This window comes from Streptomyces plumbidurans, from assembly GCF_019857225.1.
Classification (GTDB): Bacteria; Actinomycetota; Actinomycetes; order Streptomycetales; family Streptomycetaceae; genus Streptomyces; species Streptomyces plumbidurans.
Genome location: NZ_JAFJSY010000052.1, coordinates 39,588 through 63,726 on the forward strand (window position 1 = coordinate 39,588; position 24,139 = coordinate 63,726).

The 24,139-nt window shown below is 72.3% G+C and carries 22 protein-coding genes; 13 read left to right on the plus strand and 9 right to left on the minus strand.

The genetic code is table 11. The annotated features are described in order from the left end of the window. Positions 1-47: 47 nt before the first annotated feature. The 3 genes from JYK17_RS28310 to JYK17_RS28320 form a co-directional block, all read right to left on the minus strand. The gene (locus tag JYK17_RS28310) at positions 48-1,748 is read right to left on the minus strand and encodes an urease accessory protein UreH domain-containing protein (RefSeq protein WP_222811475.1); all 1,701 of its coding nucleotides are present in this window, start codon (positions 1,746-1,748) and stop codon (positions 48-50) included. Then, the gene (locus tag JYK17_RS28315; protein WP_222811476.1) at positions 1,745-3,262 is read right to left on the minus strand and encodes a tetratricopeptide repeat protein; all 1,518 of its coding nucleotides are present in this window, start codon (positions 3,260-3,262) and stop codon (positions 1,745-1,747) included. Before JYK17_RS28315 ends, JYK17_RS28310 begins: the two co-directional genes overlap by 4 nt. 145 nt (positions 3,263-3,407) lie before the next feature. Further along, a complete protein-coding gene (locus JYK17_RS28320; RefSeq protein WP_108011932.1) occupies positions 3,408-4,940 on the minus strand; it encodes a DUF4331 domain-containing protein in 1,533 nt (510 codons plus the stop codon). Positions 4,941-5,195: 255 nt separating this feature from the next. On the opposite strand from JYK17_RS28320, the gene JYK17_RS28325 reads away from it, so the two are divergent. From JYK17_RS28325 to JYK17_RS28335, 3 genes are all read left to right on the plus strand, one after another. Then, positions 5,196-5,738 (plus strand): sigma-70 family RNA polymerase sigma factor, encoded by a 543-nt coding sequence (locus JYK17_RS28325; protein WP_164932283.1) that lies wholly within the window; start codon positions 5,196-5,198, stop codon positions 5,736-5,738. Then, positions 5,735-6,544, plus strand: coding sequence for an anti-sigma factor (locus JYK17_RS28330; RefSeq protein WP_222811477.1), 810 nt, complete (start codon positions 5,735-5,737; stop codon positions 6,542-6,544). The genes JYK17_RS28325 and JYK17_RS28330 overlap by 4 nt, the downstream gene beginning before the upstream one ends. A 126-nt stretch (positions 6,545-6,670) precedes the next feature. After that, positions 6,671-6,940 (plus strand): hypothetical protein, encoded by a 270-nt coding sequence (locus JYK17_RS28335; protein ID WP_108011926.1) that lies wholly within the window; start codon positions 6,671-6,673, stop codon positions 6,938-6,940. A 229-nt stretch (positions 6,941-7,169) separates the two neighbouring features. Here JYK17_RS28335 and JYK17_RS28340 read toward each other — a convergent pair whose 3' ends face one another. Genes JYK17_RS28340 through hmgA form a run of 3 tightly spaced genes read right to left on the minus strand, consistent with a single transcriptional unit; the run spans position 7,170 to position 10,472 of the window. Beyond that, a complete protein-coding gene (locus JYK17_RS28340; protein WP_222811478.1) occupies positions 7,170-8,330 on the minus strand; it encodes a type ISP restriction/modification enzyme in 1,161 nt (386 codons plus the stop codon). Between the two features lie 40 nt (positions 8,331-8,370). Then, on the minus strand, positions 8,371-9,120 hold the full coding sequence (locus tag JYK17_RS28345) for a GntR family transcriptional regulator (protein WP_108011922.1): 750 nt from the start codon (positions 9,118-9,120) through the stop codon (positions 8,371-8,373). Between the two features lie 26 nt (positions 9,121-9,146). Then, on the minus strand, positions 9,147-10,472 hold the full coding sequence (gene hmgA / locus JYK17_RS28350; RefSeq protein ID WP_128803497.1) for a homogentisate 1,2-dioxygenase: 1,326 nt from the start codon (positions 10,470-10,472) through the stop codon (positions 9,147-9,149). A gap of 160 nt (positions 10,473-10,632) precedes the next feature. On the opposite strand from hmgA, the gene JYK17_RS28355 reads away from it, so the two are divergent. The 8 genes from JYK17_RS28355 to JYK17_RS28390 all read left to right on the plus strand — a co-directional run bounded on the left by JYK17_RS28355 (position 10,633) and on the right by JYK17_RS28390 (position 19,938). Continuing rightward, on the plus strand, positions 10,633-11,238 hold the full coding sequence (locus JYK17_RS28355) for a hypothetical protein (RefSeq protein WP_128803498.1): 606 nt from the start codon (positions 10,633-10,635) through the stop codon (positions 11,236-11,238). Then, on the plus strand, positions 11,235-11,852 hold the full coding sequence (locus tag JYK17_RS28360; protein ID WP_108011916.1) for a TetR/AcrR family transcriptional regulator: 618 nt from the start codon (positions 11,235-11,237) through the stop codon (positions 11,850-11,852). Before JYK17_RS28355 ends, JYK17_RS28360 begins: the two co-directional genes overlap by 4 nt. Positions 11,853-11,963: 111 nt before the next feature. After that, entirely contained in the window at positions 11,964-14,195 is a 2,232-nt protein-coding gene (locus JYK17_RS28365; protein WP_222811479.1) for a molybdopterin oxidoreductase family protein, read from the plus strand. Positions 14,196-14,454: 259 nt separating this feature from the next. Then, positions 14,455-15,129: a hypothetical protein gene (locus JYK17_RS28370; protein WP_222811480.1), complete on the plus strand. Its 675-nt coding sequence runs from the start codon at positions 14,455-14,457 to the stop codon at positions 15,127-15,129. Next, positions 15,119-15,823 (plus strand): class F sortase, encoded by a 705-nt coding sequence (locus JYK17_RS28375; RefSeq protein ID WP_164932284.1) that lies wholly within the window; start codon positions 15,119-15,121, stop codon positions 15,821-15,823. Before JYK17_RS28370 ends, JYK17_RS28375 begins: the two co-directional genes overlap by 11 nt. A 180-nt stretch (positions 15,824-16,003) precedes the next feature. Beyond that, positions 16,004-17,350 (plus strand): ABC transporter ATP-binding protein, encoded by a 1,347-nt coding sequence (locus tag JYK17_RS28380; protein WP_108011908.1) that lies wholly within the window; start codon positions 16,004-16,006, stop codon positions 17,348-17,350. A gap of 105 nt (positions 17,351-17,455) precedes the next feature. After that, positions 17,456-18,844 (plus strand): aldehyde dehydrogenase family protein, encoded by a 1,389-nt coding sequence (locus JYK17_RS28385; RefSeq protein WP_222811481.1) that lies wholly within the window; start codon positions 17,456-17,458, stop codon positions 18,842-18,844. Positions 18,845-18,855: 11 nt separating this feature from the next. Then, positions 18,856-19,938 (plus strand): Zn-dependent alcohol dehydrogenase, encoded by a 1,083-nt coding sequence (locus tag JYK17_RS28390; RefSeq protein ID WP_222811482.1) that lies wholly within the window; start codon positions 18,856-18,858, stop codon positions 19,936-19,938. 42 nt (positions 19,939-19,980) lie between these two features. Here the strand turns inward: JYK17_RS28390 and JYK17_RS28395 are convergent, their stop codons facing one another. The 3 genes from JYK17_RS28395 to JYK17_RS28405 all read right to left on the minus strand — a co-directional run bounded on the left by JYK17_RS28395 (position 19,981) and on the right by JYK17_RS28405 (position 22,451). Continuing rightward, entirely contained in the window at positions 19,981-20,931 is a 951-nt protein-coding gene (locus tag JYK17_RS28395) for a DMT family transporter (RefSeq protein WP_108011904.1), read from the minus strand. A 114-nt stretch (positions 20,932-21,045) separates the two neighbouring features. Then, a complete protein-coding gene (locus JYK17_RS28400) occupies positions 21,046-21,762 on the minus strand; it encodes an ArsR/SmtB family transcription factor (RefSeq protein WP_108012065.1) in 717 nt (238 codons plus the stop codon). Positions 21,763-21,809: 47 nt separating this feature from the next. Beyond that, positions 21,810-22,451 carry a TetR/AcrR family transcriptional regulator gene (locus JYK17_RS28405; protein ID WP_128803503.1) on the minus strand — a complete coding sequence of 214 codons (642 nt, stop codon included), beginning with the start codon at positions 22,449-22,451 and terminating at the stop codon, positions 21,810-21,812. Positions 22,452-22,554: 103 nt separating this feature from the next. On the opposite strand from JYK17_RS28405, the gene JYK17_RS28410 reads away from it, so the two are divergent. Both JYK17_RS28410 and JYK17_RS28415 read left to right on the plus strand, forming a co-directional pair. Beyond that, entirely contained in the window at positions 22,555-23,706 is a 1,152-nt protein-coding gene (locus tag JYK17_RS28410) for an acyl-CoA dehydrogenase family protein (RefSeq protein ID WP_222811483.1), read from the plus strand. 79 nt (positions 23,707-23,785) lie between these two features. After that, entirely contained in the window at positions 23,786-24,073 is a 288-nt protein-coding gene (locus JYK17_RS28415) for a YiaA/YiaB family inner membrane protein (RefSeq protein WP_108011898.1), read from the plus strand. The last annotated feature ends 66 nt before the right edge of the window (positions 24,074-24,139 follow it).

A 24,139-nucleotide genomic window follows, 5' to 3' on the forward strand; every position in this document is an offset into this window, starting at 1 on the left:
CATCCGCGTGCTTTCTCCACTCCGTGTGATATCCCCACAAACGTAGCTCAGCCGAGTGCGGATGCCGCCCCCTTGAGCACCAGTCCGATCCCCAGGGCGACGACGAGGAACGCCGACGCCAGGGGGGCGTTCCTGCGGACCAGGGTGGCGACCGGATGGCCGGTCCAGCGGGGGCGCCTGTCCAGCAGGCGGTTCATCCCGGTGCCCAGCTTGACCACCGCGAACCCGGCCGCGGTGAGGGTCAGCGCGAGCCCGACGCCGTACGCGACGACGAGCAGCAGCCCGAACCAGGCCTGGCCCAGCGCCGCGGCACCGACGAGCACGACGACGGCGGACGGACTGGGCACGAGACCGCCGGCGAAACCGAGCAGGATCGTGCCGCGGAGAGTCGGGGCGGTGGAGTGGGTGTGGGTGAAGCCGCCGTGGGTGTGCTCGACGGAGTGGGGGTGGGTGTGGGCGTGGTCGTGGGGGTGGTCGTGGTCGTGGGGGTGGGTGTGCGGGTAGGTGGGGTCCTGGCCGTGGTCGTGCGTGTGAGCGGGTTGATGGGGATGCGGGTGCGGGTGGGCTTCGGTGGTCGCCGTTGCGGTCTGCGTGTGGGCGGCGACCAGGGCGAGTTCGCGTACCTCGGGCTCATCGGTCCCATGCGTGTGGGGGTGAGCGTCCGGGCCGTGCGGGTGGGGATGGCCGTGGGTGTGGGTGTGGGTGTGCCCGGGGCCGCGGTTGCGCCAGGCCCGGCGTACGAGGGTCGCGCCCGCGCAGAACACCATGACGCCGCTCGCGATGCCCAGCCAGGTGATCACCGAGGGCGCCGCGCCCGAACCGGCCGTGACCAGGAGGCCCAGCGCGACCACCCCCAGCGTGTGCGTGACCGTCACCGAGGCGGCCAGGGGCAGTACGTCCTTGAGCCGGGCGCGGCCGCCGCGGGCGGCTGCCGTCGCCGCCATCAGGGTCTTGCCGTGGCCCGGCGCGAGCGCGTGCATCGCGCCCAGGACGACCGCGATCAGCAGCGCCAGCGCGGCGAAGCCGACGGTGAGGTCGTGCCGGGCGACCAGCGAGTCCAGGGCGCGGGTCCAGCGGTCCGCGCCGCGCGGCAGCACGGAGGCGGCCGGCGCGTCCTGCCGGTCCTCGGTGAGGGCGGGCCCGCCGGGGCGCACCCGCAGGGAGGCCGAGGAGGTGTCGGCGGGGGAGGTGAGCAACTCCTTGGGGTAGCTGGTGAGTTCGCGGGAGACCGAGCTTTTCGGTACGTCCGTGGCGGTGAGCGTCATACGGTCGCCGCGGGCGGTGATCTCCCGCCAGCCGGGCCCGGAGTTCGCGCCCGCGCTGTGGAAGCCGACGGTCACGGTGTCGCCCTCGGGCAGCGGCGCCGTCAGCCGGCACTCGACCCGCAGCGTGTTCAGCCCCGCCTGCCCGGGCCGCAGCCGCGCCGTGATTCCGGCGACCGTCAGGTGGGCGGCCCGCCCGTCAACAGTGACCTTGCTGCCGTCCGCTGCCTTCGCGCACCGCTCACGTGCCCACTCGGTCGTGCCGAGCCGCTCGATGTCGGGCTTGGCCTGGGTGGCGGGGATCTCGGCGAGGTCCTCGACGTGGTCGACGCGGAGCCGGTCGGGCGTGGCCACGAGGCCGTCGTAGCGGTTGACGGTGAAGTTGCCGAGGGGGTGCGCGCTCGCGCTGGTGGAAGGAGTCAGCGCGAGCGCGCAGGCCGCCGTGAGGACGGCCCCGGTGGAGGCGAGCAGCCGACGAGGGTTCACTGCGCCGCCTCCAGGTTTTTGATCGCCGCACGGGCCTCGCGCGCGCCCAGCGGTGAGAAGCCGGGGTTCAGTTTCAGTGCCGCCTTCAGCGAGGCGCGCGCGTCCTCTCGGTGGCCGGTGGCGCGCTCGATCATGCCGCGGTGATAGAGGAACAGGGCGTTGTGGTAGCCGGTGGCCGTCGCCTGCCGGGCGTACGAAAGGGCCTGTGTGTCCTTGCCGTTGACGTGCAACGCCCAGGCCAGTGCGTCCGCGGTGTGCACGGTGTGCCGCCGGGCCCACTCCGCGCGGGCGGCGCGCAGGGCCGAGGCCTTGTCGCCGTGGTCGGCGGCGGCGAGCGCGGTGTCGAGGTCGGCGTTGACGCCGTTGGCGCGGGCGAGCGCGATCCACGCGTCCACCAGGGCGTACTGGTCGCGGGCCTTCTCCTTGTCGCCCTCGGCGCCGCGCTCCTCGTACATCTCGCCGAGCTGGACCAGCGGTTGCGGCAGCGGATAGCGGGCGACGACCTGTTCCATCCCCTTGATGGCGGCGGCCCGGTCGCCGCTCGCGTACTGGGCGAGGGCCCGGCCCTGCAGCGCGGGGAGGTAGTTCTCGTCGGCGGCGAGCGCCCGGGCGTAGTAGGTCAGCGCGCTCTTGTAGTCGCCCTGGTTCCAGGCGAGTTGGCCGAGCTGGGCGGCGACGTAGGAGATGTCGCCGCGGGCGGTGGCGGAGCCGAGGGCCTGTGCCAGGACCCGGTGCGCCGTCCGCACGTCCCCGCGCAGCTCATGGACGTACGCGTACCGGGTGAAGACCGGGACGCCCGGGCGCCGGGAGTCGGCGGTGTCGGCGGCCTTGGACGCGTCGGCGTAGCGGCCGAGTTCGACGAGGGCGTCGATACGGGAGGAGAGGGCGCGCTCGCTGTACGGGTTCTCCTTGAGCACGCGGTCCGCGTACGTGAGGGCGTCCGCGAAGTCGTGCCGCGCGGCGGCCAGAGCGGCCTGACCCGTGACGGCCTGCTCGTTGCCGCGCTTCAGCTCCAGGGAGCGCTTCAGCGCCTTCTGGGCCTGCGGGTAGCGGGAGGGGTCGCCCTTGGTGCGGGCCTGCTCGACATAGGCGAGACCCAGCGTGGCCCAGCTGCCGAAGTCCTTCGGCTGGGTGCGGAGTTGGGCCTGCAGCGCGGCGATGCTCGCGTCCAGGCCGCCGCCGGACAGCGCCGCCGGTGACAGGGCGGCGGAGGCGGCGGCGACGGTGGTGTCCTTGTGGTCCCTCAGGGCGCCGACCGCGATGGACCCGGCCGTGAGCGCGACCGCCAACAGCGCGACTGTGCCTCCGAGTTGGAGTGCCCGCAGCCGACGCCCGGTCTCGCCCACCCGCCGTACGGCCGCCACCCGCGGATCGGCTTCCGCGTCCTCGGTGGAGTCGGCGCCGTTGCCGGGCTGCTGGGGGTCACCGGCGCGTGGCGTCTTCTCTTCCGCCGGGCCGACCGGCGCGGTGCCGTTCTCCGACTCCGGCTCGGTGCCGTTCGTACGCGGGGCCATGCCCTCTCCTCATTCGACGTGCTGCGACCGGACGTTGCGGGATGGTCGGGCCCGGGCGGAGCCCGGACCGCAGGGGGCGGGGAACTGCGCGACCAGCCACAGCGTCGCTGCGGACGAACGACGGCCGGCAGTCCCCCCGCGAGGTTCAGTACGCACGCCTCCGCATCCGGCGCCACCACATCAGCGCGACCCCGATCAGTGCGATCCCCGCCGCACCGGCGCCCGCCGACCCCGCGATCAGCGCCATGTTGTTGCTGCTGCCGCCGGAGGTGGGCTGCAGGGCGTCACCCAGCTGGTTGCGGACGTCGTTGCCGCTGGTGACCCCCTTGGCGGTGGCACCGCGCGAACCGGCCGTCGGGTTGGCCAGGTACGGGAAGGAGTGGCCGAAGCCCTTGTCGTTCTTGTCGACCGCGTCGCCCAAGTCGTTCTTGGAACCGACCAGTTCACCCTCGACGACCTGGAGCGCCTCGTCGACCACGTCGTCGGTGAGACGACGGCCGTTCGGGAAGCCCGCGTTGTCCCCGTCGAGCACGCCCAGCCGCTTCGGGCTGGCCGCCGGCTTGATCGAGGTGTTCAGGCGCAGCTCCTCCGCGGGCCGGACCTTCGGCGGCTGGTTGAGCCCCTTGACGCCCTTGAGGAACACGTCGACCAGGTCGTTGCGCGGCTCGGTCGGCGCCTTGATCTTGTAGATCGACTCGATGAGCTTCGGCAGCTCGGGGTTGGTCACGTTCTTCAGGAACTGGCCGTCGTTCCAGGGCGAGGAGGCGTTGAACTTGTCCTTGTCCTTCAGCGGGTTGACGACCTCGTTGACCAGTGGGTTGCCGAGCCGCGAGACCTGCTCGTAGTAGCCCTGGGCGTTCCTGCGCTGGGTCGTCGACCAGATGCCGACGACCGGCTGCTTCGCCGACTCGGTGATCATGTCGGTCGGGACCTGCAGGGCGATCGAGTTGACGTTGTAGCCCTTGAGGGTGTCTCGTCCGACCTCGGAGAGGTTGCCGCCGTACAGCAGGTCGAAGACCCGCAGGTCCAGGAAGAACGGGTCGTCGGCCTGGCCCGCGAACGTCTGCGCGCCGTTGGCGAGCTTGTATACCGCCTGCTTGCGCAGCGTGTTGTAGTCCGGCATCGACGCCTTGCCGACATTGGACGGAGCCACCGGCACGTCGTCGGCGAGCTTCGTCTTCGACACCACCTTCTGGTTGTGCAGCTTGATCAGGTCGATGTCGTACGACTGCGTGACGTTCAGGTCGGGGTCGTCGAGGCTGGTGACGGCGCCCGTGTTGTAGAGGAACGTCTTCTTGTTCTTCGTATGAGTCTTGAAGGTGTAGCGCAGCAGCAACTCGCCCTGTGCGTCGCCGTTGTTGTCGATGTGGATGTCGTACTGCGCGTCGTCGGCGAACGTGTAGAAGTTCGGGCCGCCCGCCGGGTCCTCGAAGGGGATCCAGTTGGCGATGATCGTCGTCGTGTCCGGCTTGTCCGGGCTGACGAACGCGTACACGTCGGTGTTGTCGTACTGCGGCTGCCCCGAGATCAGCGGGGCCTCCCGGTGGCTGGAGGCGGATGCCGCCCCCGGTTCCAGCGTGGCGACGCCGGCGGCCGTGAGCCCTCCGGCAGCCAGCGCGCCGGCTATCAGGGTCGCGACGCTCCTGTGTCCCGCACCGCTCCTGGAAATAGGTGTCATGCCGTCCGTCCTCAGTCCCAACTTGCCTGACGCACGCTGATTCGGAGCCGTCGGCGGGGTGGATTGGTCGAATCCCGAAGGTTCTTGCGGCGAGTTCGGACGCCCGTCCCGGACCAGCGGGCCGTGAATCGCGTTTCACCGGCCGCGGACCCGCGTTTTCGGCACTCTGATCCGTAACCCCATCCGGAGGTGCGTTCGTTGCGAATGCCTGGTGTGACGGGACGGGGCCCTTGCGGCCGCAGAGAGGGGGACCGCGTGGAGGCGGACGAGCTTCTGGCGCTCGTGGCGGGCGGAGACCAGAAGGCCTTCGAGGAGCTGTACGGGCTGGTGTCGGGGCCGGTGTTCGGACTGGTGCGCCGGGTCGTACGGGACCCCGCGCAGTCGGAGGAGGTGGCCCAGGAGGTGCTGCTGGAACTGTGGCGGTCCGCCGCGCGGTTCGACCCCGCGCGCGGCAGCGCCCTGTCCTGGATCCTCACCCTCGCCCACCGCCGGGCCGTCGACCGGGTGCGCAGCGCCCGCGCGGCCGGCGAGCGCGAGCAGCGCGAGGCGCGCCGGGCCCACCACCCCGCCTTCGACCAGGTCACCGAGGAGGTCGAGGCGGGCCTCGAACGGGAGTGGGTGCGCCGCTGTCTGGACCGGCTCACCGATCTGCAGCGTCAGTCCGTCACCCTCGCCTACTACGACGGCTACACGTACCGTGAAGTGGCCGAGCGGCTCTCCCTGCCGCTGGGCACGGTCAAGACCCGCATGCGCGATGGACTCACCCAGCTGCGCAAGTGCCTGGGAGGTGTCGCATGAGTCTGCGCGACCGCCTGCGCCGCGAGGACCCGCACTCGCTGGCCGCCCCCTACGCGCTCGACGCGCTCACGCCCGCGGAGCGGGTCCGCTTCGAGAAGCACCTCGCCACGTGCGGAATCTGCGCCGCCGAGGTGCGGGCGCTGTCCGAGGACGCGGTCCGGCTGGCCTGGTCGACGGCCGCCCCGGCACCGGCCGCGATGCGGGACCGGGTGCTGGCCGCCGTACGCGCCACACCGCAGGAGCCCGCGCACGAGCACACGCCCCAACTGCCGCCGCACGTCTGGGGCACGCAGCCACCGCCGGCGCGCTCCCGTGCGCCCCGCGAGCGCCGCCCGCTCTTCGTCCCCTTCGCCACGGCGACGGCCGCCGCGGCGCTCGTGGTCGCCTCGCTCTTTGCCGTCCAGGCCGACCGGACCCAGGACCAGCTGAACGCCGAGCGGGCCCAGTCGCGTGAGATCGCCCACGTTCTCGCAGCTCCCGACGCCCGCGCGACCGCGGGCCGGGGCGACCGTGGCCGCAACATCTCCGTGGTCGCCTCCGCTTCCGAAGGACGGGCGGTCGTCACCCTCAGCGGATACGGCACCCTGCCCAGCGGACGCGTGCGCCAGCTGTGGCTCATGCGCCCCGATGCGCAACCACGCTCCCTCGGGCTGTTCGAGGGGGGCGACACGCCCCTGATCGCGACCGGCCTCAACAAGTCCGCAACATCACTGGCTGTGACCGTGGAGCCGGACGGTGGCTCACCTCAGCCCACCAGCCGGCCGATTGTCCAACTCGCCCTGAAAGCGGTTGGATTCGGAGAGTGACGAACGTGAAGTCGTCAACATCCTTACGGGGAAGGTGAATCCTGTGACCGCGATACACGAGTGCCCCGAGGGAGCGATAGGGTTACTCTGCCCGGGCCGGGTGGACTCGTACGGGTGGGGAGTGACATGGAACAGATAACAGTGCGCAGCAGGGCCAGGGTCCCTGCGATCACGTACGGGAGCAGCGCGAGCAGCTCGCGGCTCGACCGGCACCTGTCGGTGCTGGGAGGTCCCGCCGTGCCGCAGCAGAAGGCCGCCGAGGCGACCTTGCTGATGCAGGAGCTCACCACGCGCGACACCCCGCAGGAGCGCAGCGCCAGGGGTGCGCGGATCAGCCGCGTCCTGCTCTTCGCGCCGCTGCGCCGCCTGCGCCGTTCGCTGTTCGGCGGGCGCTGAGCCGCACCGGCGCCACCGGCGTGCCCACGCCCGGTCGACCGCACCCTCCCGGCGCAGCGCTGCTCACTCGTCGTCCGTCATCCCCACGGCAGCAGCGATGCTCAGGTGCGACACCGGGCGAGGGCCCGCGCCCTTCTCCTGAAGCCACGTCCCCGGCCGGACCCGAGGGTTCGCAACTCGCCACCAGCACAACTCCCCACCCCGCCAGGCGAGTTGCCCCATCGCGGCGCTAGATCAGGGCGAACTGGCCCTCCGGGCCTTCCTCATGGTGGTCCAGGACCGACGCCGGCCTGCGCGCGGCGTCGGAGACCGGCAGGACGCCCGCCGTGTGCAGCTCGGACGCCGTGACGGGGGCCGTCACCGTCAACTCCGCCTGCTGCGGCCGTACTTCGGCGAGCAGGGCCAGGACCGTGATCAGCTCAAGCAGTTCGGACGTCCATGCCTGCGGCCAGGTCGCCGGGCGGATCGCCGGGAGCGTGCCCGGCTCGGCCGGAGCGGTGCGCGCCGTGAACCACTGCTCCAGCACGCGCACACCCCCCGCCTCGAAGTCCCACGCCTCGGGCGGCACGGGGGAGATACGGCCCTCGTCGAGCAGCAGGGTCTCCTCGTCACGGTCGTAGTCGATAGTGAGCGGGCGCGACGACAGTGGGGCCCGGACATAGGGGCGGCGGCCGCCCGGCAGCTTGGGGCGCTCGCCGTCGCGGCGCATCAGCCACAGGATGCGGCGGCCCAACTCCACACCGCGCGACCACAGTTCGCCGTCCTCGGTGAGCGGGACCGTCAGGCCCGGCCGCACCGTCGCCATGATCCAGGCGAGCACGTCCGCCGGGGCGGGGGCGAGGCCCAGACGCTTGCCGAGGTGCTCCAGCAGGCCCGGCGCCAGGTTGGGCTCGGCGCCGCCGGGGCGGCGGTGGAGCGGGCGGATGCGGCCGGGGCGCAGCAGCGGGAGGTGGGACGTGGCGAGCAGCTGCGGTCCGCCCGTGTCGGAGGGGCTCTCCACGACGAAGACCTGCCGCTCGTCCGCCACCCGCCACAACTCCGGGCGGGCCGCGTCGATCAGCCGGTGGTCGGGGATCAGCCACTGCTCGTCGAAGGCGGCGTGCAGCACGCGCACCGGCTCCGGGCAGGGGCCGGTGGCGCGGAGCAGCTTCTCCGTGCCGCTCGACTGGCCCGGCAGGCGGCCCACCGCCGAGCGCAGGGTGCGCGAGCGGGTCGGCTCGAACAGGGCCTCCCGGTCCGGGCCCTCGGCCTTCAGCAGGGCGTCCCAGCGGGACTTCAGGGAGGCCGCGTCGGGGCCCGCCGGCCACCCCCGGCCGAGCCGCGGCGGTGCGACGGACCACGGCATGAGGTCCGCCAGCAGCGGAGCGTCGTCGTGCGTCACGCTGGGCATCGTACGACCTTCCGCCGACAGGCATCCGGGGCCGGCGACCTCATGTGGCGTCCAGGGTCACCGTGAAGGAGAAGCGGTCGCCCCGGTAGTGGATCACCGCCGCGTCCAGCACCCTTCCCTCGGCGTCGTAGGTCACGCCCGTGTAGTGCAGGATCGGGCTGAGCAGCGGGACTTGGAGCAGCCGCGCCGTCTCCGGGTCGGCCAGCCGGGCCTGAACGGTGTCGGTGATACGGCTGATGTCCGCCCGCACGATGTCGCGCAGCACCTTGGTCATCGGGCGGTGCAGCAGTTCGGCCGCCTCGAACCGCGCCGCCACGTCCGGCCGCACGTAGTTGCGCGCGTGGTTCGTCGGTTCGCCCGTCTTCTCGTCGCTGCGCAGCCGGTGGTACGTGGCCACCTCGTCGAACCCGGGGAAGTACTCGGCGAGTTCGGGCGGCACCGGCCCCTCGCCGTGGTCCAGCAGCTCGGTCGTCATGCCGGACTGCTGGGCCACGATGGCGTCCACCGAGCCGAGCAGCCGGACCGGGGTGCCCCTGCGGGCGCCGGGCTCGATGAAGGTGCCCCGGCGCCGGTGCCGCGTGATCAGGCCCTCGTCCTCCAGCTCCTTCAGCGCCTGCCGCATGGTCAGCACGCTCACCCCGTAGTGCCCCGCCAACTGCTCCTCGGTGGGCAGCCGCAGGGGGTCCTGCGGCGAGCGGCCGAGTATCGAGGCGCGCAGGGACTGCGAGACCTGGTACCAGAGCGGCAGCTTGCGGTTCAGGACGATCGAGTCCGGGGCGAAGGAGGTCACGGGCCATCCGTACCGGTCGGGGATCTTCAGTGCAAGGGGCGGAAGTGGCGTTCGAGGCCCTGCCACACGTCGTCGTAGCGGCGCTGGAGGTGCTCCGCCTGCGCCGCGTGCGCGGTGAGCGTGACCGGCCAGCGGGTCTCGAACATGAACGCCAGCCCGTCGTCCACCTTCTGCGGCTTCAGCTCGGCCGCGCTCGCCCGCTCGAAGGTCTCCCGGTCCGGACCGTGCGCCGACATCATGTTGTGCAGCGAGCCGCCGCCCGGCACGAATCCCCCCTTCCCGGCGGTCTTCGCGTCGTAGGCGCCCTCGACCAGGCCCATGTACTCGCTCATCACGTTCCGGTGGAAGTACGGCGGCCGGAAGGTGTCCTCGCCCACCAGCCAGCGCGGCGCGAAGACCACGAAGTCGACGCCCGCGAGCCCCGGGGTGTCCGAAGGGGACGTCAGCACGGTGAAGATCGACGGGTCGGGGTGGTCGTAGGAGATGGTGCCGATGACATTGAAGCGGCGCAGGTCGTAGACGTACGGCAGATGGTTGCCGTGCCAGGCGACCACGTCGAGCGGCGAGTGGTCGTACGTCGCCCGCCAGAGGTTGCCGCAGAACTTGTTGACCACCTCCACCGCCCCCTCGACGTCCTCGTAGGCTGCGACCGGCGCCCTGAAGTCACGGGCGTTAGCCAGTCCGTTGGCGCCGATCGGGCCGAGGTCGGGCAGCTGGAAGGGGGCGCCGTAGTTCTCGCAGACGTAGCCCCGCGCGGAGGCGTCCAGCAGCTCCACCCGGAAGCGCACCCCGCGCGGGACCAGGGCCACGTGTCCCGGCTCCGCGTGCAGCAGCCCGAACTCGGTGTGCAGCAGCAGCCCGCCGCGCTCCGGGACGATCAGCAGTTCGCCGTCGGCGTCGCTGAAGACGCGCTCCATGGAGGAGTCGGCGCTGTAGAGGTGCACGGCCATGCCGGTGCGCTGCGTCGCGTCGCCGTTGCCGCCCAGGGTCCACAGGCCCGCGAGGAAGTCCGTGCCGGCCGGGGGCTCGGGCAGCGGGTTCCAGCGCAGCCGGTTCGGGTCGGGCACCGATTCGGTGAACGGGGCCGTGCGGATCGCGCCGTTGTCCGCGCGCGTGAAGGGCGGGTGGGCGGCCGACGGGCGGATGCGGTAGAGCCAGGATCGGCGGTTGCGGGCGCGTGGTTCGGTGAACGCCGTGCCGCTGAGCTGCTCCGCGTACAGCCCGAGCGGCGCGCGCTGCGGCGAGTTGCGGCCCTCCGGCAGGGCGCCGGGCACGGCCTCGGAGCTGTGCTCGTTGCCGAAACCGGAGAGGTAGGTCAGCCCTTCGGCCGTCTTGCGCGCTTCCCCGCTCATCGTCGCTCCTTCGCGGACGGATGCCGTCTGATTCCTATGTAACAACGTAGGATTGCGGTTTCGCCGGCGCAAGAGGGTCTTCGGGCCTCCTCACCAGGGAGGAACGAGAACCCGACTCCAGGGGGATCCGACTGTCGGACCGGTGTTCTAGTCTCCGGGCATGTCGTGGACGCGTGGTCTGCCCGCCGCGCTCGCGGTCTGTGTCCTGCTGCTGACCGGATCCGCGGGCTGCGGAAGCGGTGATGCGCACGAGGGGAAGCACGGGCAGTCGGCCTCGCCGGTGGGCAAGGTGCTGGACGACACCGACCAGGAGGGCCGGCACTACCGTGAAGTGCAGAAGCAGGACGCGCCCGAGGTCGGCATCGAGGTGCAGCCCGACGCGGACAACGCCTGGGACGTGCGCCTGACCGTCCGCAACTTCCGCTTCTCCGCCAAAGGCGCGAAGCCGCGGGCGGTGGCCGGGCGGGGAGTGGCGTACATCTTCGTCGACGACCGCCTGGTCACCCGGCTTCGTGGTCTGAACTGCCGCCTCCCGGCCCACCTCGTGCCGCGCGGCACGCACCACGTCACCGCCAGGCTCTACGCCGACGACGGCACCGTCTGGGCCGTGAAGAGCGAGCCGGTCGAGAGCACGGCCGACATCACGGCCTCCGAGGCCGCGGCCAGGCCCGGCGGCACCGGGGACCGGACGGCGTTGAGTGCATTGCCCATCCGTCCGCGTACTGGGGGGCGAGGTTCTCCGGAGCGCGCCGGAAAGGCATCATGAAGCACGTGCCCCACGCGACATCGCTACGCCGTGCCCCCGTGCAGCGGCGCAGCGCCGAACGGCTCACCAGGATCCTCGACGCCTGCGCCGACCTCCTCGACGAGGTCGGCTACGACGCCCTGAGCACCCGTGCCGTGGCGCTGCGCGCGGAAGTTCCCATCGGCTCCGTCTACCGCTTCTTCGGCAACAAGCGGCAGATGGTCGACGCCCTCGCCCAGCGCAACCTGGAACGGTTCACCGAGCAGGTCGGCGAACGGCTGAAAACGGCCGGTGAGGGCGGCTGGCGCACCGCCATGGACGCCGTCCTCGACGAGTACCTGGCCATGAAGCGCACCGCGCCCGGCTTCTCCCTGGTCGACTTCGGCAACCAGATCCCGGTCGGCGCCCGCAACGCCGAGCCCAACCACCGCGTCGCCGACCGCCTCACCGAACTGCTCTCCGGCTATCTCGACCGCGAGCCGGACGAGGACCTGCGCCGCTGTTTCCTCATCGCCGTGGAGACCGCCGACACCCTGGTCCACCTGGCCTTCAGAATGGCGCCCGGCGGCGACGAGAAGATCATCGCGGAGGCGCGCGAGCTGCTGCAGGCGTATCTGGCGCGGGTACTCGACTGACGCTCCGAAGCCCCGCCCGGTCGATGCGCGCCGAGGAACCCTCCCCAACATGCCAACCGGTCGGTATGCTCAAAGTGCCCGAGCGTCGACGCCGCCCACCGGGAGGACCCCGTGTCCCGCACCGCTCTGCGTATCTGCCCCCTGTGCGAGGCCACCTGCGGGCTCACGCTCACCATCGAGGGCACCCGGGTCACCGGTGCGCGCGGTGATCGCGACGATGTGTTCAGCAAGGGGTTCATCTGCCCCAAGGGCGCCTCCTTCGGCGCCCTGGACGCCGACCCCGACCGGCTGCGCGGCCCCCTCGTGCGCAAGGACGGCGAGCTGCGCGAGGCCACCTGGGAGGAGGCCTTCGACGCGGTCGCCGCCGGTATCCGCCCCGTCGTCGAGCGATACGGCCCGCACGCGGTGGGAGTCGTCCTCGGCAACCCCAACGTGCACACCATGGCCGGCGCCCTCTACCCGCCGGTGCTGCTCGCCGGCCTCGGCACCCGCAGCGTCTTCACCGCGTCCACGCTCGACCAGATGCCCAAGCACGTCTCCAGCGGGCTGCTCTTCGGCGACGCCAACGCGATCCCCGTGCCGGACCTGGACCACATCGGCCATCTGCTCCTCATCGGCGCCAACCCCCTGGAGTCCAACGGGAGTCTGTGCACCGCCCCCGACTTCCCCGGCCGGCTCAAGGCGCTCAAGGTCCGCGGCGGCACCCTCACCGTGATCGACCCGCGCCGCACCCGCACCGCCAAACTCGCCGACCGGCACGTCGCGATCCGCCCCGGAACCGACGCGCTCCTCCTCGCGGCGATGACACACGTCCTGTTCGAGGAGGGCCTCGTCGCCCCCGGCGAGCTGACCCCGCACCTGGAGGGCCTGGACGAACTATGCGACGCCGTACGGGACTTCACGCCCGAAGCGGTCGCCGCGGCCTGCGACGTGGAGGCCGAGGTGACACGCGCCCTCGCCCGCGAGCTCGCCGCCGCCCCGACCGCCGCCGTCTACGGCCGTATCGGCAGCTGCACCGTCCCGTACGGCACCCTCGGCAGCTGGCTCGTCGACATCCTCAACATCCTCACCGGCAACCTCGACCGCCCCGGCGGCGCCCTCTTCCCGCAGGCGGCCACCGACCGGACACCGCGTCCGGCCGGACCGAGCCACGGCTTCACGCTCGGCCGCTGGCACTCGCGGGTGAGCCAACACCCGGAGGCCAAGGGCGAGTTGCCGCTCTCGGCGCTCGCCGAGGAGATCGACACCGCGACCGAGCGGGGCGAGCCGATCCGGGCCCTGGTCGCCGTCGCCGCCAACCCCGTGCTGTCCGCACCCGACGGCGACCGGCTCGACAAGGCCCTGGGCTCCCTGGACTTCATGGTCAGCGTCGACCCCTATCTCAACGAGACCTCGCGCCACGCCGACGTCGTCCTGCCGCCGCCCCCGCCCTCCCAGAGCCCGCACCACGACTTCGCCTTCAACACCCTGGCCGTGCGCAACCAGGTTCGCTACAACCGGCCGGCCGTCCCCCTGGAGCCCGGCCGCATGGCCGAGACCGAGATCCTCGCCCGGCTGACCCTGGCCGCGACCGGCATGCACGGCGCCGATCCCTCGGCGGTGGACGACCTGGTCATCGGCCAGACCCTGGGCAAGGCCGTCAAGGAGACCTGGTCACCGGTGCACGGCCGCGACCCGAAGGAACTCGCCGCGCAGCTCACCGGCGTGAGCGGTCCCGAGCGCCGGCTCGACATGATGCTGCGCCTCGGGCCCTACGGCGACGGCTTCGGCGTACGACCGGACGGGCTCACCCTGGAAAAGCTGCTCGCGCATCCGCACGGCATCGACCTCGGACCGCTGCGGCCGCGACTGCCGCAGCCGCTGAAGACCCGCAGCGGCAAGGTCGAACTGCTGCCGCAGCCGATCGCCGACGACCTGCCGCGGCTGCGGGGGGCGCTGGACCGGCTCCCCGACGAACTCGTCCTCGTCGGCCGCAGGCATCTGCGCTCCAACAACAGCTGGATGCACAACGTCCCCGCCCTCACCGGCGGCAGCAACCGCTGCACCCTGCACATCCACCCCGAGGACGCCGAGCGCCTCGGAGTGCGGGACGGGGCCGCCGTCCGCGTGAAGGGCGCCGGGGGAGAGGTGACCGCTCCCGCGGAGGTCACCGACGGGGTGCGCCCGGGCGTGGTGAGCCTGCCGCACGGCTGGGGCCACGACCGGCCCGGCACCCGGATGAGCCACGCCGCCACCGATCCCGGCGTCAACGTCAACCAGCTCCTCGACGGCAGCCTGCTCGACCCGCTCTCGGGCAACGCGGTCCTCAACGGAGTGCCTGTCGAGATCACGGCGCCGCTGTGACCAGTGATTTTGCGGACATGGCGGGCACCAGCGCGCCCGGGGCGCCGCGCTGCTCACCGTGACGTGTCTGCCGGCGGGCCTGCTGTGCGCGGGGATCGCGCTGCCGATGCCGGTATGCCGTGCGCGGACGCGGTTGCGCCGGTCGGGCGATCTCTGACGGCGCGTCGAGCGGTGGCGACGCCGTATCAGGGGCGGATGTGAAAGAGAGTCAGGTGAAAGAGCGATTTGTATGAAAATCGTCTGACTCGGAGGAACATCCATGCCCACCTTGATGCCCCCGTCCGCCGGCGTCCGTCTCGGAGCCGCGGCCCTCACCGTACTCACCACGGCCGGGGCCTCCTGGCTCGCGACGGCGGCCGCGTTCGCGGCCCCCGGCGACGGTGCCGACATCAGGATCCACAATGAGCGGGTGCCCTACGGCGTCTCCAAGGACGATCCCGAGGTCTGCAGGTTCTACCTCGACGCAGCGAACTTCGGTGCGGTCAACAGCGTCTCCTACACCATCACGGCCCAGCCCCCGCTGCCCACCGCGGCCACCGTGAGCGGCACGATCTCCCTCGCCGGCGGCGCCGGACACACCGACACCCTGGGGCTGGCCGACGGCAGGTACACGCTCACGTGGACCTTCACCCCGCCACCGGGCGCCACTCCCGTCACACCCAGGGAGAAGATCTTCACCGTCGACTGCCACAGCCGGCACGACCAGGACCGCGGACAGCAGGGCCCCAACCGCACGATCGAGGACCACGGGTCCGGTGCCGGGCACGAGGGCGGCGGACCCAAGGGCGGGGTCCACGCCGGCGGCGGCGGTCTCGTCGACACCGTGCAGTCGTACACCCCGCTGAGCGCGGCCGCGGGCGTCGGGCTGGTCGCGGTCGGCGGCGCCGTGTACGTCCGCACGCTGCTGCGCCGCCGCTCGCACGGTGCCTCCTAGGCGCAGACGCAGGCCCTGGCACCGGACCCGCGCCTACCGACTCACCAGGACGGCCCTGATCGTGGCCGTCCTGGTGACGGTCGTCCGGTGCGGAGGGCACCACCACCCGGCCCCGCCCCTGGCCGGTGGCCCGGCATCGGTGCACACGCCTGCCGAGCCGGTGACCGGGACCGCCGACCAGCGTCCGCGGGCCGCCGAGCCGACGACGGCCAGGCCCACCCCGCCGCCCGAGCCGCTGCCCCGGTCTCCGGCGACCACCCTGCGCGTACCGTCCCTCGGCATCGACGCACCGATCGTCGCCGTGACGGTGGGCCCCGACCAGCAGCTGCAGACCCCGCCGCTGGACAAGCCCAAGCTCGTCGGCTGGTACCGGGATGGCCCCTCGCCCGGCGAGACCGGCACGGCCATCGCCGTCGGCCACCGTGACACCAAGACCGGCGCCGCGGTCTTCGCCGCCCTCGCGCTGGTGCGCCCGGGCAGCGCGATCGAGGTCCGGCGCGTCGACGGCCGTACCGCCGTCTACTCCGTGGACCGCGTCCGGGTCTTCGACAAGGCACGCTTCCCCGACAAGGAGGTGTACGGCCAGAGCAAGCGCCCCGAGCTGCGGCTGCTCACCTGCGGCGGGCTGTTCAACCGCAGGACGGGCTACACCAGCAACGTCGTCGTCTTCGCCCATCTGACCGCGACCCGCTGACCCGGTGCGGCGACGCGCCCGGCTTCTCACTGGGCGGAACGATGGGCCCGATCGTGTCCGGTGTCTTCCGCGAGCGCGCACGGTCCGTTAACTTCCGTGACTCACAGCCCGTACGACCCGCACGGGCCCATCGACAGCCGAGCGTCAGCGCTCGCTCCGTACGCCCCCGGGGGCTGTGTCATGACGCGCGCCATCTCCCTGCACGACGTGAGCAAGATCTATGCGCGAGGCGTTCGCGTGGTGGACCGGCTGTCGCTCGACGTCCGGCCCGGCGAGTTCCTCGTGCTGCTGGGGCCGTCCGGCTGCGGCAAGTCCACCGTGCTCAGAATGATCGCAGGGCTGGAGGAGATCACCGAGGGCAGACTCCTGCTGGACGGCGAGTACGGCAACGACCTGCTCCCGTCCGACCGGAACATGGCCATGGTGTTCCAGAACTTCGCGCTCTACCCGAACATGACGAGCCGGGGCAACATCGGCTTCCCGCTGCGCGTGGAGAAGCCCGGCGAGGACCCCGGCCCGCGCGTGGACGCCACCGCCCGCATGCTCGGCATAGAGGACCTCCTGGACCGCTTCCCCAGCCAGCTCTCCGGCGGCGAACGCCAGCGCGTCGCCATGGGCCGGGCCATCGCCCGCCACCCCTCCGCCTTCCTGATGGACGAGCCGCTGTCCAACCTCGACGCAAAGCTCCGCAACCATCTGCGGGCCGAGATCTCCAAGCTCACCCGGGAGTTGGGCGTCACCACGGTCTACGTCACCCACGACCAGGCCGAGGCCATGTCGCTCGGCGACCGGGTCGCCGTGCTGCGCGGCGGGGTGCTCCAGCAGGTGGGCACCCCGCGCGCGGTCTACGCCCTGCCGCGCAACGTCTTCGTCGCCGCCTTCATCGGCACCCCGCGCATCAACCTGCTGCGCGGGCTGGTCCGTGCCCCGCTGGACGGCGCGATGACCATCAGCCTCGGCAAGCAGTACCTGCGGCTGCCCGAACCCCTGAAACTGGACCACCAGTTGCTGCGCGTGCAGCAGGGCCGCGAGGTGATCGTCGGGCTGCGCTCGGAGGCCGTCCGGATCGCCAAGCGCACCTCCGCCCGCACCGGCGAGGTGCCGCTGACCGGCCTGGTGGAGCACGTGGAGTTCCAGGGGCACGAGGTCCTCGTCCACTTCAACACCGGCTCGCGGCCCGCCGTCGTACCGGACCTGGAGGCCCCGCGCCCCGCGCCCCGGCCCACCCGGCGCCGCCGCAGGGACGGGACCACGACCGTCCTCGGGCGGTTCCGGGAGCGGGCGGGAGCCCTGCGGGCCGGGCCGGTCGTGGTCATGGACGACCTCGCGCGGGGCCGGGGCGCCGAACCCGCGTCCACCGAGCCCCGCCTGCCCGGCGACCTGGTCGTGCGCACCACCCCCGACATCGAGCTGCGCCACGGCATGCAGGTCCCCCTGCTCGTCGACCTCGCCCATCTGTTCGTCTTCGACCAGCACGGCGAGCGGATCAGTCCGTCCCCGGCTCGGCTGCCGGACCTGGACGAGTAGGGCTCAGGGCGAGGGGGTCCCTGGCGTCAAAAAACTATCGCCGCTAGTTTAGGAGGCGGTCGATAGGTTGTGACGCGCAGGACGCACCCCGCACCGGAGGAGCAGATGAAGGCACACGACGGCATGTACATCGACGGCGCGTGGCGCCCCGCCGTCGGCACGGACACGATCGAGGTCGTGAACCCCGTCGACGAGCAGGTCGTCGGCCGGGTCCCGGCGGGCACCGCCGCGGACGTCGACGACGCCGTGCGGGCCGCCCGCGCCGCCTTCCCGGCCTGGGCCGCGACCCCGCCCGCCGAGCGGGCCGCCCGGCTGACCGCCCTGCGCGACGTCCTCGTGGCACGCAAGGACGAGATCGCCGAGACGGTCACCGCCGAACTCGGCTCACCGCTGAAGTTCTCGCAGAACGTGCACGCGGCCGTGCCGATCGCGGTCGCCGGCTCGTACGCCGAACTCGCCGCGACCCACGCCTTCGAGGAGAAGGCCGGCAACTCCACGATCCATCTCGAACCGGTCGGCGTGGTGGGCGCGATCACGCCCTGGAACTACCCCCTGCACCAGATCGTCGCCAAGGTCGCCCCCGCGCTCGCGGCAGGCTGCACCGTCGTGCTCAAGCCCGCCGAGGACACCCCGCTCGTCGCCCAGCTCTTCGCCGAGGCGGTGCACGAGGCGGGCCTGCCCGCGGGCGTCTTCAACCTGGTCACCGGCCTCGGACCGGTCGCGGGCCAGGCCCTGGCCGGGCACCCGGACGTCGACCTGGTCTCCTTCACCGGCTCCACCGCGGTCGGCCGGCAGATCGGCGCCACCGCGGGCGCGGCGATCAAGCGGGTCGCCCTGGAGCTCGGCGGCAAGTCCGCCAACGTCGTCCTGCCGAGCGCCGACCTCGCCAAGGCGGTCAACGTCGGCGTCGCCAACGTCATGTCCAACTCCGGCCAGACGTGCAGCGCCTGGACCCGGATGCTGGTGCACCGGGACCAGTACGAGGAGGCGGTGAGCCTGGCCGCGGACGCCGCCGCCAAGTACGGCGAGCGCATCGGCCCCGTGGTGAACGCCAAACAGCAGGCACGGGTGCGCGGTTACATCGAGAAGGGCATCGCGGAGGGCGCCCGGCTGGTCGCCGGCGGACCCGAATCACCGCGCGAACAGGGCTACTTCGTCGCTCCCACCGTCTTCGCCGACGTGCGCCCCGACATGACCATCGCGCAGGAGGAGATCTTCGGCCCGGTCCTGTCCATCCTGCGCTACGAGGACGAGGAGGACGCCCTGCGCATCGCCAACGGCACGGTCTACGGCCTCGCGGGCGCCGTGTGGGCCGGGGACGAGGCGGAGGCGGTGGCGTTCGCCCGCCGGATGCAGACCGGACAGGTCGACATCAACGGCGGCCGCTTCAACCCCCTTGCCCCCTTCGGCGGTTACAAGCAGTCGGGCGTCGGCCGCGAACTCGGCACGCACGGCCTCGCCGAGTATCTGCAGACCAAGTCCCTCCAGTTCTGAGGAGCGTTTCCGTGGTTCGCGCAGCAGTCCTCCCCGCCGTGGGCGCTCCCCTGGAGATCACCGAGATCGACCTCCCGGAGCCCGGCCCCGGCCAGGTCCGCGTCCGGCTCGCCGCCGCCGGGGTGTGCCACTCCGACCTGTCCCTGTCCAACGGCACCATGCGGGTGCCGGTCCCGGCCGTCCTCGGCCACGAGGGCGCGGGCACCGTCGTCGCCGTCGGCGAGGGCGTCACCCATGTCGCACCCGGCGCCGAGGTCGTCCTCAACTGGGCGCCGTCCTGCGGCAGTTGCCACGCCTGCTCGCTCGGCGAGGTGTGGCTGTGCGCCAACGCCCTGAACGGCGCCGCCGACATCCACGCCCGGCGCTCCTCGGACGGCTCGGACCTCCACCCCGGCCTGAACGTCGCCGCGTTCGCCGAGGAGACCGTCGTGGCCGCGTCCTGCGTCCTGCCGCTGCCCGAGGGCGTCCCGCTCACCGACGCCGCCCTGCTGGGCTGCGCCGTCCTCACGGGCTACGGCGCCGTCCACCACTCGGCACAGGTCGGGCCGGGCGAGACCGTGGCGGTCTACGGCGTCGGAGGAGTGGGCCTCGCGGCACTGCAGTCGGCCCGGATCGCCGGAGCCGGACGCATCGTCGCCGTCGACGTATCGCCCGAGAAGGAGGACCTGGCGCGCGGCGCGGGCGCCACGGACTACGTCGTCGCCTCCGAGACGACCGCCCGCGAGATCCGGGGCCTGACGGACAAGCAGGGCGTCGATGTGGCCATCGAGTGCGTGGGCCGCGCGTCCACCATCCGCACGGCCTGGGACTCCACCCGCCGCGGCGGCCGTACGACGGTGGTCGGCATCGGCGGCAAGGACCAGCAGGTCACCTTCAACGCCCTGGAGATCTTCCACTGGGGCCGGACCCTGGCCGGGTGCGTCTACGGCAACTCCGACCCGGCGAAGGACCTGCCGGTGCTCGCGGAGCACATCCGGGCCGGCCGGCTGGACCTGGGAGCGCTGGTGACGGAGCGCATCGGCCTCGACGGCATCCCGGCGGCCTTCGAGAACATGCTGGCGGGCCGGGGCGGCAGGGCGCTGGTGGTGTTCTAGCGCGCCCCTGCCGCCGGTCGATCTCCTTGCAGGCGGGGCGCGTTACGCGCCTTCCGGGGCTCGCTCGGGCTGCGGTTCCGGAGCCTCCTCCGGCGCCGCGGCCCGCTCGGCCGTCCGGTTGCGCGGCCGGGACCGCGACACCGCCACGCCCGCGAGGCACAGCACACCGCCGCCCAGCGTGAGCAGCCCCGGCACCTCGCCGAGTGCCAGCCACGACATCAGGACGACCAGTGCGGGCACGGCGTAGGTGGTCGCGCCCATGCGGGACGCGGTCGTACGGGCCAGGGCGTAGGCCCAGGTCGTGAAGGCGAGGGCGGTCGGGAACACGCCCAGGTACACCATGTTCAGGGTCGCGGAGACCGGTGCGTCGGCGGCCTCGCCGACCAGCTGCCCGGCGAACGGCAGACAGCACACCGCGCCGACCAGGCATCCGAACGTCGTCACCTGCAGCGCGCTCGCCCTGCCCAGGGCGGGCTTCTGCGCGACGACCCCGGACGCGTAGCCGACCGCCGCGAGCAGGCACAGCACCACGCCGAGCACCGACGAGCCGCCGTCGCCCGACATCGACAGACCGACCGCCACCGCGCCCGCGAACGACACCGCCATGCCCGCGAGCAGCCGCGGCGGCATGGGGTCGCCGAGCAGCCGCGCGCCCAGCAGCGCGATGAGGATGGGGCCGATGTTCACCACGAGCGCCGCCGTACCGGCGTCCACCTGCTGTTCGCCCCAGTTCAGGACCACCATGTAGAAGCCGAACCAGAGCGCTCCGGATATCGCGATCCCGCGCCAGGCCGACCGCGGCGGCAGCCCCTCCCCGCGCACGGCCAGGATCACTCCGAGCACCAGCACCCCGGACAGCAGCCGCCCGAGCGCCAGCGCACCCGGCGAGTACGCGTCCCCGGCACTGCGGATCGACACGAAGGCGGAGGCCCACAGCACGACGGTGATCACGGCGGCGCCGGGGGCGAGCAGTTCGGGGCGGCGGATGTTCATCATGCTCCAGAGGGTAGGGAGGGGGCGGCGGAAGGGCTCGCGGATTTCGGTCGGTGTGCTGGTGCGGGCTTGTTGTGGCTGGGCGCGCAGTTCCCCGCGCCTCTTCGGGGGCGCTCAGCGCAGCGTTGTCGTGTCGATGCCCAGGAGGGTGGTCAGGGCTTGTTCGCCCTGCGCGGTCACCTTCACCGCCCGCTCGGAGCCGATGCGTACGCACCAGCCCTCGTCCATCGCGTGACGGCACAGCGCCGCACCCGCGACCCCGGCGAGATGCGGTCGGCGTTCGGTCCAGTCCAGGCAGGCGCGGGCGAGTGGGCGGCGGCCCCTGCGCTCCAGCGCGATGCCGACGGAACCGAACCAGTCCAGGCCCGCATCGGTCAGCGCGAACCCCGTGTCCTGCCGCAGGAGGCCGCGCAGGGTGAGCGCCTCGGTGACCGCGATCCCCAGCCGCCCCGCCAGATGGTCGTAGCAGGTGCGCCCGCGCGCCATCGCCGACCCGGCGCTCGACTCGCGCAGCGTGCGCGGCCGGGGTCGTACGGGACCGGCCGGCGTCACCTGCGCCGCCAGGTCCTCGACGAGCTGGGCGACCCGGCTGCCGGCGAGGCGCACGTACCGGTGCCGGCCCTGGCGCTCCTCGGTCAGCAGCCCGCCCGCGACGAGCTTGCCGAGGTGCTCGCTGAGCGTCGAGGGCGCGACCCCCGCGTGCCGGGCCAGCTCGCTCGCGGTCCACGCGCGGCCGTCCAGCAGCGCCAGCAGACACGCCGCCCGGGTCTCGTCGGCCATCAGCCCGGCGAGCCGGGCCAGCTGCGGTGCCTGCGGATCCCTGGTGGTCATGCGTTCCAGCATGGGGCACGCACGGTTCGGTGGGCGCCGAAGTGTCGTCACACGGTCCGCTTGGCCCGCTCGTACTGCTGCACCAGCCCGTCGAGGAGCGCAGTGAGGCCCGTCTCGAAGGCCCGCTCGTCGATCTTCTCCTGGTGTTCGGCGAGCAGGTGGGCCTGGCCGAGGTGGGGGTAGTCGGCGGGGTCGTAGGCGCTCTCGTCGTCCACGAAGCCCCCGGCGAAGGAGCCGAGCGCGGAGCCCATCACGAAGTAGCGCATCAGCGCGCCGATGGAGGTGGCCTGCGCGGGCGGCCAGCCGGCCTCGACCATCGCGCCGTAGACCGCGTCCGCGAGGCGCAGTCCGGCCGGGCGGCGGCCGGGCCCGGTGGCGAGGACCGGGACGATGTTGGGGTGGTCGCGCAGGGCGGCCCGGTAGGAGACGGCCCAGTCGTGCAGCGCGGTCCGCCACTCGCGGCCGTCCTCGAACATGGACAGGTCGACCTGGGCGCTCACGGAGTCGGCGACCGCCTCCAGGATCTCGTCCTTGGTGCGGAAGTGGTTGTAGAGCGAGGGTCCGCTCACCCCCAGCTCGGCGGCGAGCCGGCGGGTGGAGACCGCCGCGAGGCCCTCCGCGTCCACCAGCACGCGTGCCGTCTCGACGATCCGGTCGGTGCTGAGCAGGGGCTTGCGCGGTCGGGCCATGGCGCACATAGTAGGGCTGCACTGGTAAACTAGCAGTGCTAATTTAAATGTTCAGTTTTCGCTGTACGGCCTTCCAAGTCCGTTATCTGTGGGGTGACTCGGCATGAACCTGGAGCTCAGCGAGGAGCAGACCGCCGTCCGCCGGCTCGCCCGGGACTTCGTGGACCGTGAGATCGCCCCGCACGTCGTCGCCTGGGACCGGGCGGAGGAGGTCGACCGGTCGATCGTGAAGAAGCTCGGCGAGGTCGGCTTCCTCGGTCTGACCATCGACGAGGAGTACGGCGGCAGCGGCGGCGACCACCTCGCGTACTGCCTGGTGACGGAGGAGCTCGGGCGCGGTGACTCCTCCGTGCGCGGCATCGTCTCCGTCTCGCTCGGGCTGGTCGCCAAGACGATCGCGGCCCGGGGGAGCGAGGAGCAGAAGCGGCAGTGGCTGCCGGGGCTCACCTCCGGCGCGTACGTCGGCTGCTTCGGCCTCACCGAGCCGGGCACCGGCTCCGACGCCGGCAACCTCAGCACGCGGGCGGTCCGCGACGGCGACGACTATGTGATCAACGGCACCAAGATGTTCATCACCAACGGCACCTGGGCCGACGTGGTGCTGCTCTTCGCCCGCTCCACCGGCGCCCCGGGCCACAAGGGCGTCTCCGCCTTCCTGGTGCCCACCGACAGCCCCGGCCTGACGAGGCGCACCATCCACGGCAAGCTCGGCCTGCGCGGCCAGGCGACGGCCGAACTGGTCCTGGAGGACGTGCGGGTACCGGCCTCGGCGATGCTCGGCGAGGAGGGCAAGGGCTTCTCGGTCGCCATGTCGGCCCTCGCCAAGGGGCGGATGTCGGTGGCGGCCGGCTGCGTGGGCATAGCGCAGGCCGCGCTCGACGCGGCCGTGAAGTACGCGGGGGAGCGCGAGCAGTTCGGCACGCCGATCGCCGGTCACCAGCTCGTCCAGGAGCTGATCAGCGACATCGCCGTGGACGTGGACGCGGCCCGGCTGCTGACCTGGCGGGTCGCCGACCTGATCGACCGGGGGCAGCCCTTCGCGGTCGAGTCGTCCAAGGCCAAGCTCTTCGCCTCCGAGGCCGCCGTCCGCGCCGCCAACAACGCCCTGCAGGTCTTCGGCGGCTACGGCTACATCGACGAGTACCCGGCGGGCAAACTGCTGCGCGACGCCCGGGTGATGACCCTCTACGAGGGCACCAGCCAGATCCAGAAACTGCTCATCGGCCGTGCCCTGACGGGTGTTTCGGCCTTCTGAGCGGCACTTGAGTACATGAGTACCTGAGCTGAGTATCCCGGCGGATGTGGCGACGGCCACGTCCGCCGACGCTTGTCCCATGAGTGACACACCGGTCAAGCAGCAGAGCACGGCGGCCTTCTACGGCCAGGCCGTCGCCTCCTTCGCCGTCGCCATGGTCGCGACGGCGATCGGTATCTTCAGGCTGAACGCCGACGCCTGGGTGCGGTCCTTCCTCGCGATCGCCGTCCTGTACCTCGTCACCTCCTCCTTCACGCTGGCCAAGGTGATCCGCGACCGGCAGGAGGCGGGCCAGATCGTCAGCCGCGTCGACCAGGCGAGGCTGGAGAAGCTGCTGGCCGAACACGATCCCTTCGAAAAGCTCTGAGAAGCTCCGAGCGGCGGACCACGCTAAGCGCTTGCTCACTTTCGGCGGTATGGTGGGGGGTCTGTC

What these genes read in the sequence shown, in the direction of transcription:
- JYK17_RS28340 (WP_222811478.1), bottom strand. Translation starts at nt 8,330, where the DNA reads ATGCCCAGCGTGACGCACGACGACGCTCCGCTGCTGGCGGACCTCATG.
- JYK17_RS28355 (WP_128803498.1), top strand. Translation starts at nt 10,633, where the DNA reads ATGTCGTGGACGCGTGGTCTGCCCGCCGCGCTCGCGGTCTGTGTCCTG.
- JYK17_RS28360 (WP_108011916.1), top strand. Translation starts at nt 11,235, where the DNA reads ATGAAGCACGTGCCCCACGCGACATCGCTACGCCGTGCCCCCGTGCAG.
- JYK17_RS28330 (WP_222811477.1), top strand. Translation starts at nt 5,735, where the DNA reads ATGAGTCTGCGCGACCGCCTGCGCCGCGAGGACCCGCACTCGCTGGCC.
- JYK17_RS28385 (WP_222811481.1), top strand. Translation starts at nt 17,456, where the DNA reads ATGAAGGCACACGACGGCATGTACATCGACGGCGCGTGGCGCCCCGCC.
- JYK17_RS28380 (WP_108011908.1), top strand. Translation starts at nt 16,004, where the DNA reads ATGACGCGCGCCATCTCCCTGCACGACGTGAGCAAGATCTATGCGCGA.
- hmgA (WP_128803497.1), bottom strand. Translation starts at nt 10,472, where the DNA reads ATGAGCGGGGAAGCGCGCAAGACGGCCGAAGGGCTGACCTACCTCTCC.
- JYK17_RS28395 (WP_108011904.1), bottom strand. Translation starts at nt 20,931, where the DNA reads ATGAACATCCGCCGCCCCGAACTGCTCGCCCCCGGCGCCGCCGTGATC.
- JYK17_RS28400 (WP_108012065.1), bottom strand. Translation starts at nt 21,762, where the DNA reads ATGACCACCAGGGATCCGCAGGCACCGCAGCTGGCCCGGCTCGCCGGG.
- JYK17_RS28315 (WP_222811476.1), bottom strand. Translation starts at nt 3,262, where the DNA reads ATGGCCCCGCGTACGAACGGCACCGAGCCGGAGTCGGAGAACGGCACC.
- JYK17_RS28370 (WP_222811480.1), top strand. Translation starts at nt 14,455, where the DNA reads ATGCCCACCTTGATGCCCCCGTCCGCCGGCGTCCGTCTCGGAGCCGCG.
- JYK17_RS28405 (WP_128803503.1), bottom strand. Translation starts at nt 22,451, where the DNA reads ATGGCCCGACCGCGCAAGCCCCTGCTCAGCACCGACCGGATCGTCGAG.
- JYK17_RS28335 (WP_108011926.1), top strand. Translation starts at nt 6,671, where the DNA reads ATGGAACAGATAACAGTGCGCAGCAGGGCCAGGGTCCCTGCGATCACG.
- JYK17_RS28410 (WP_222811483.1), top strand. Translation starts at nt 22,555, where the DNA reads ATGAACCTGGAGCTCAGCGAGGAGCAGACCGCCGTCCGCCGGCTCGCC.
- JYK17_RS28320 (WP_108011932.1), bottom strand. Translation starts at nt 4,940, where the DNA reads ATGACACCTATTTCCAGGAGCGGTGCGGGACACAGGAGCGTCGCGACC.
- JYK17_RS28415 (WP_108011898.1), top strand. Translation starts at nt 23,786, where the DNA reads ATGAGTGACACACCGGTCAAGCAGCAGAGCACGGCGGCCTTCTACGGC.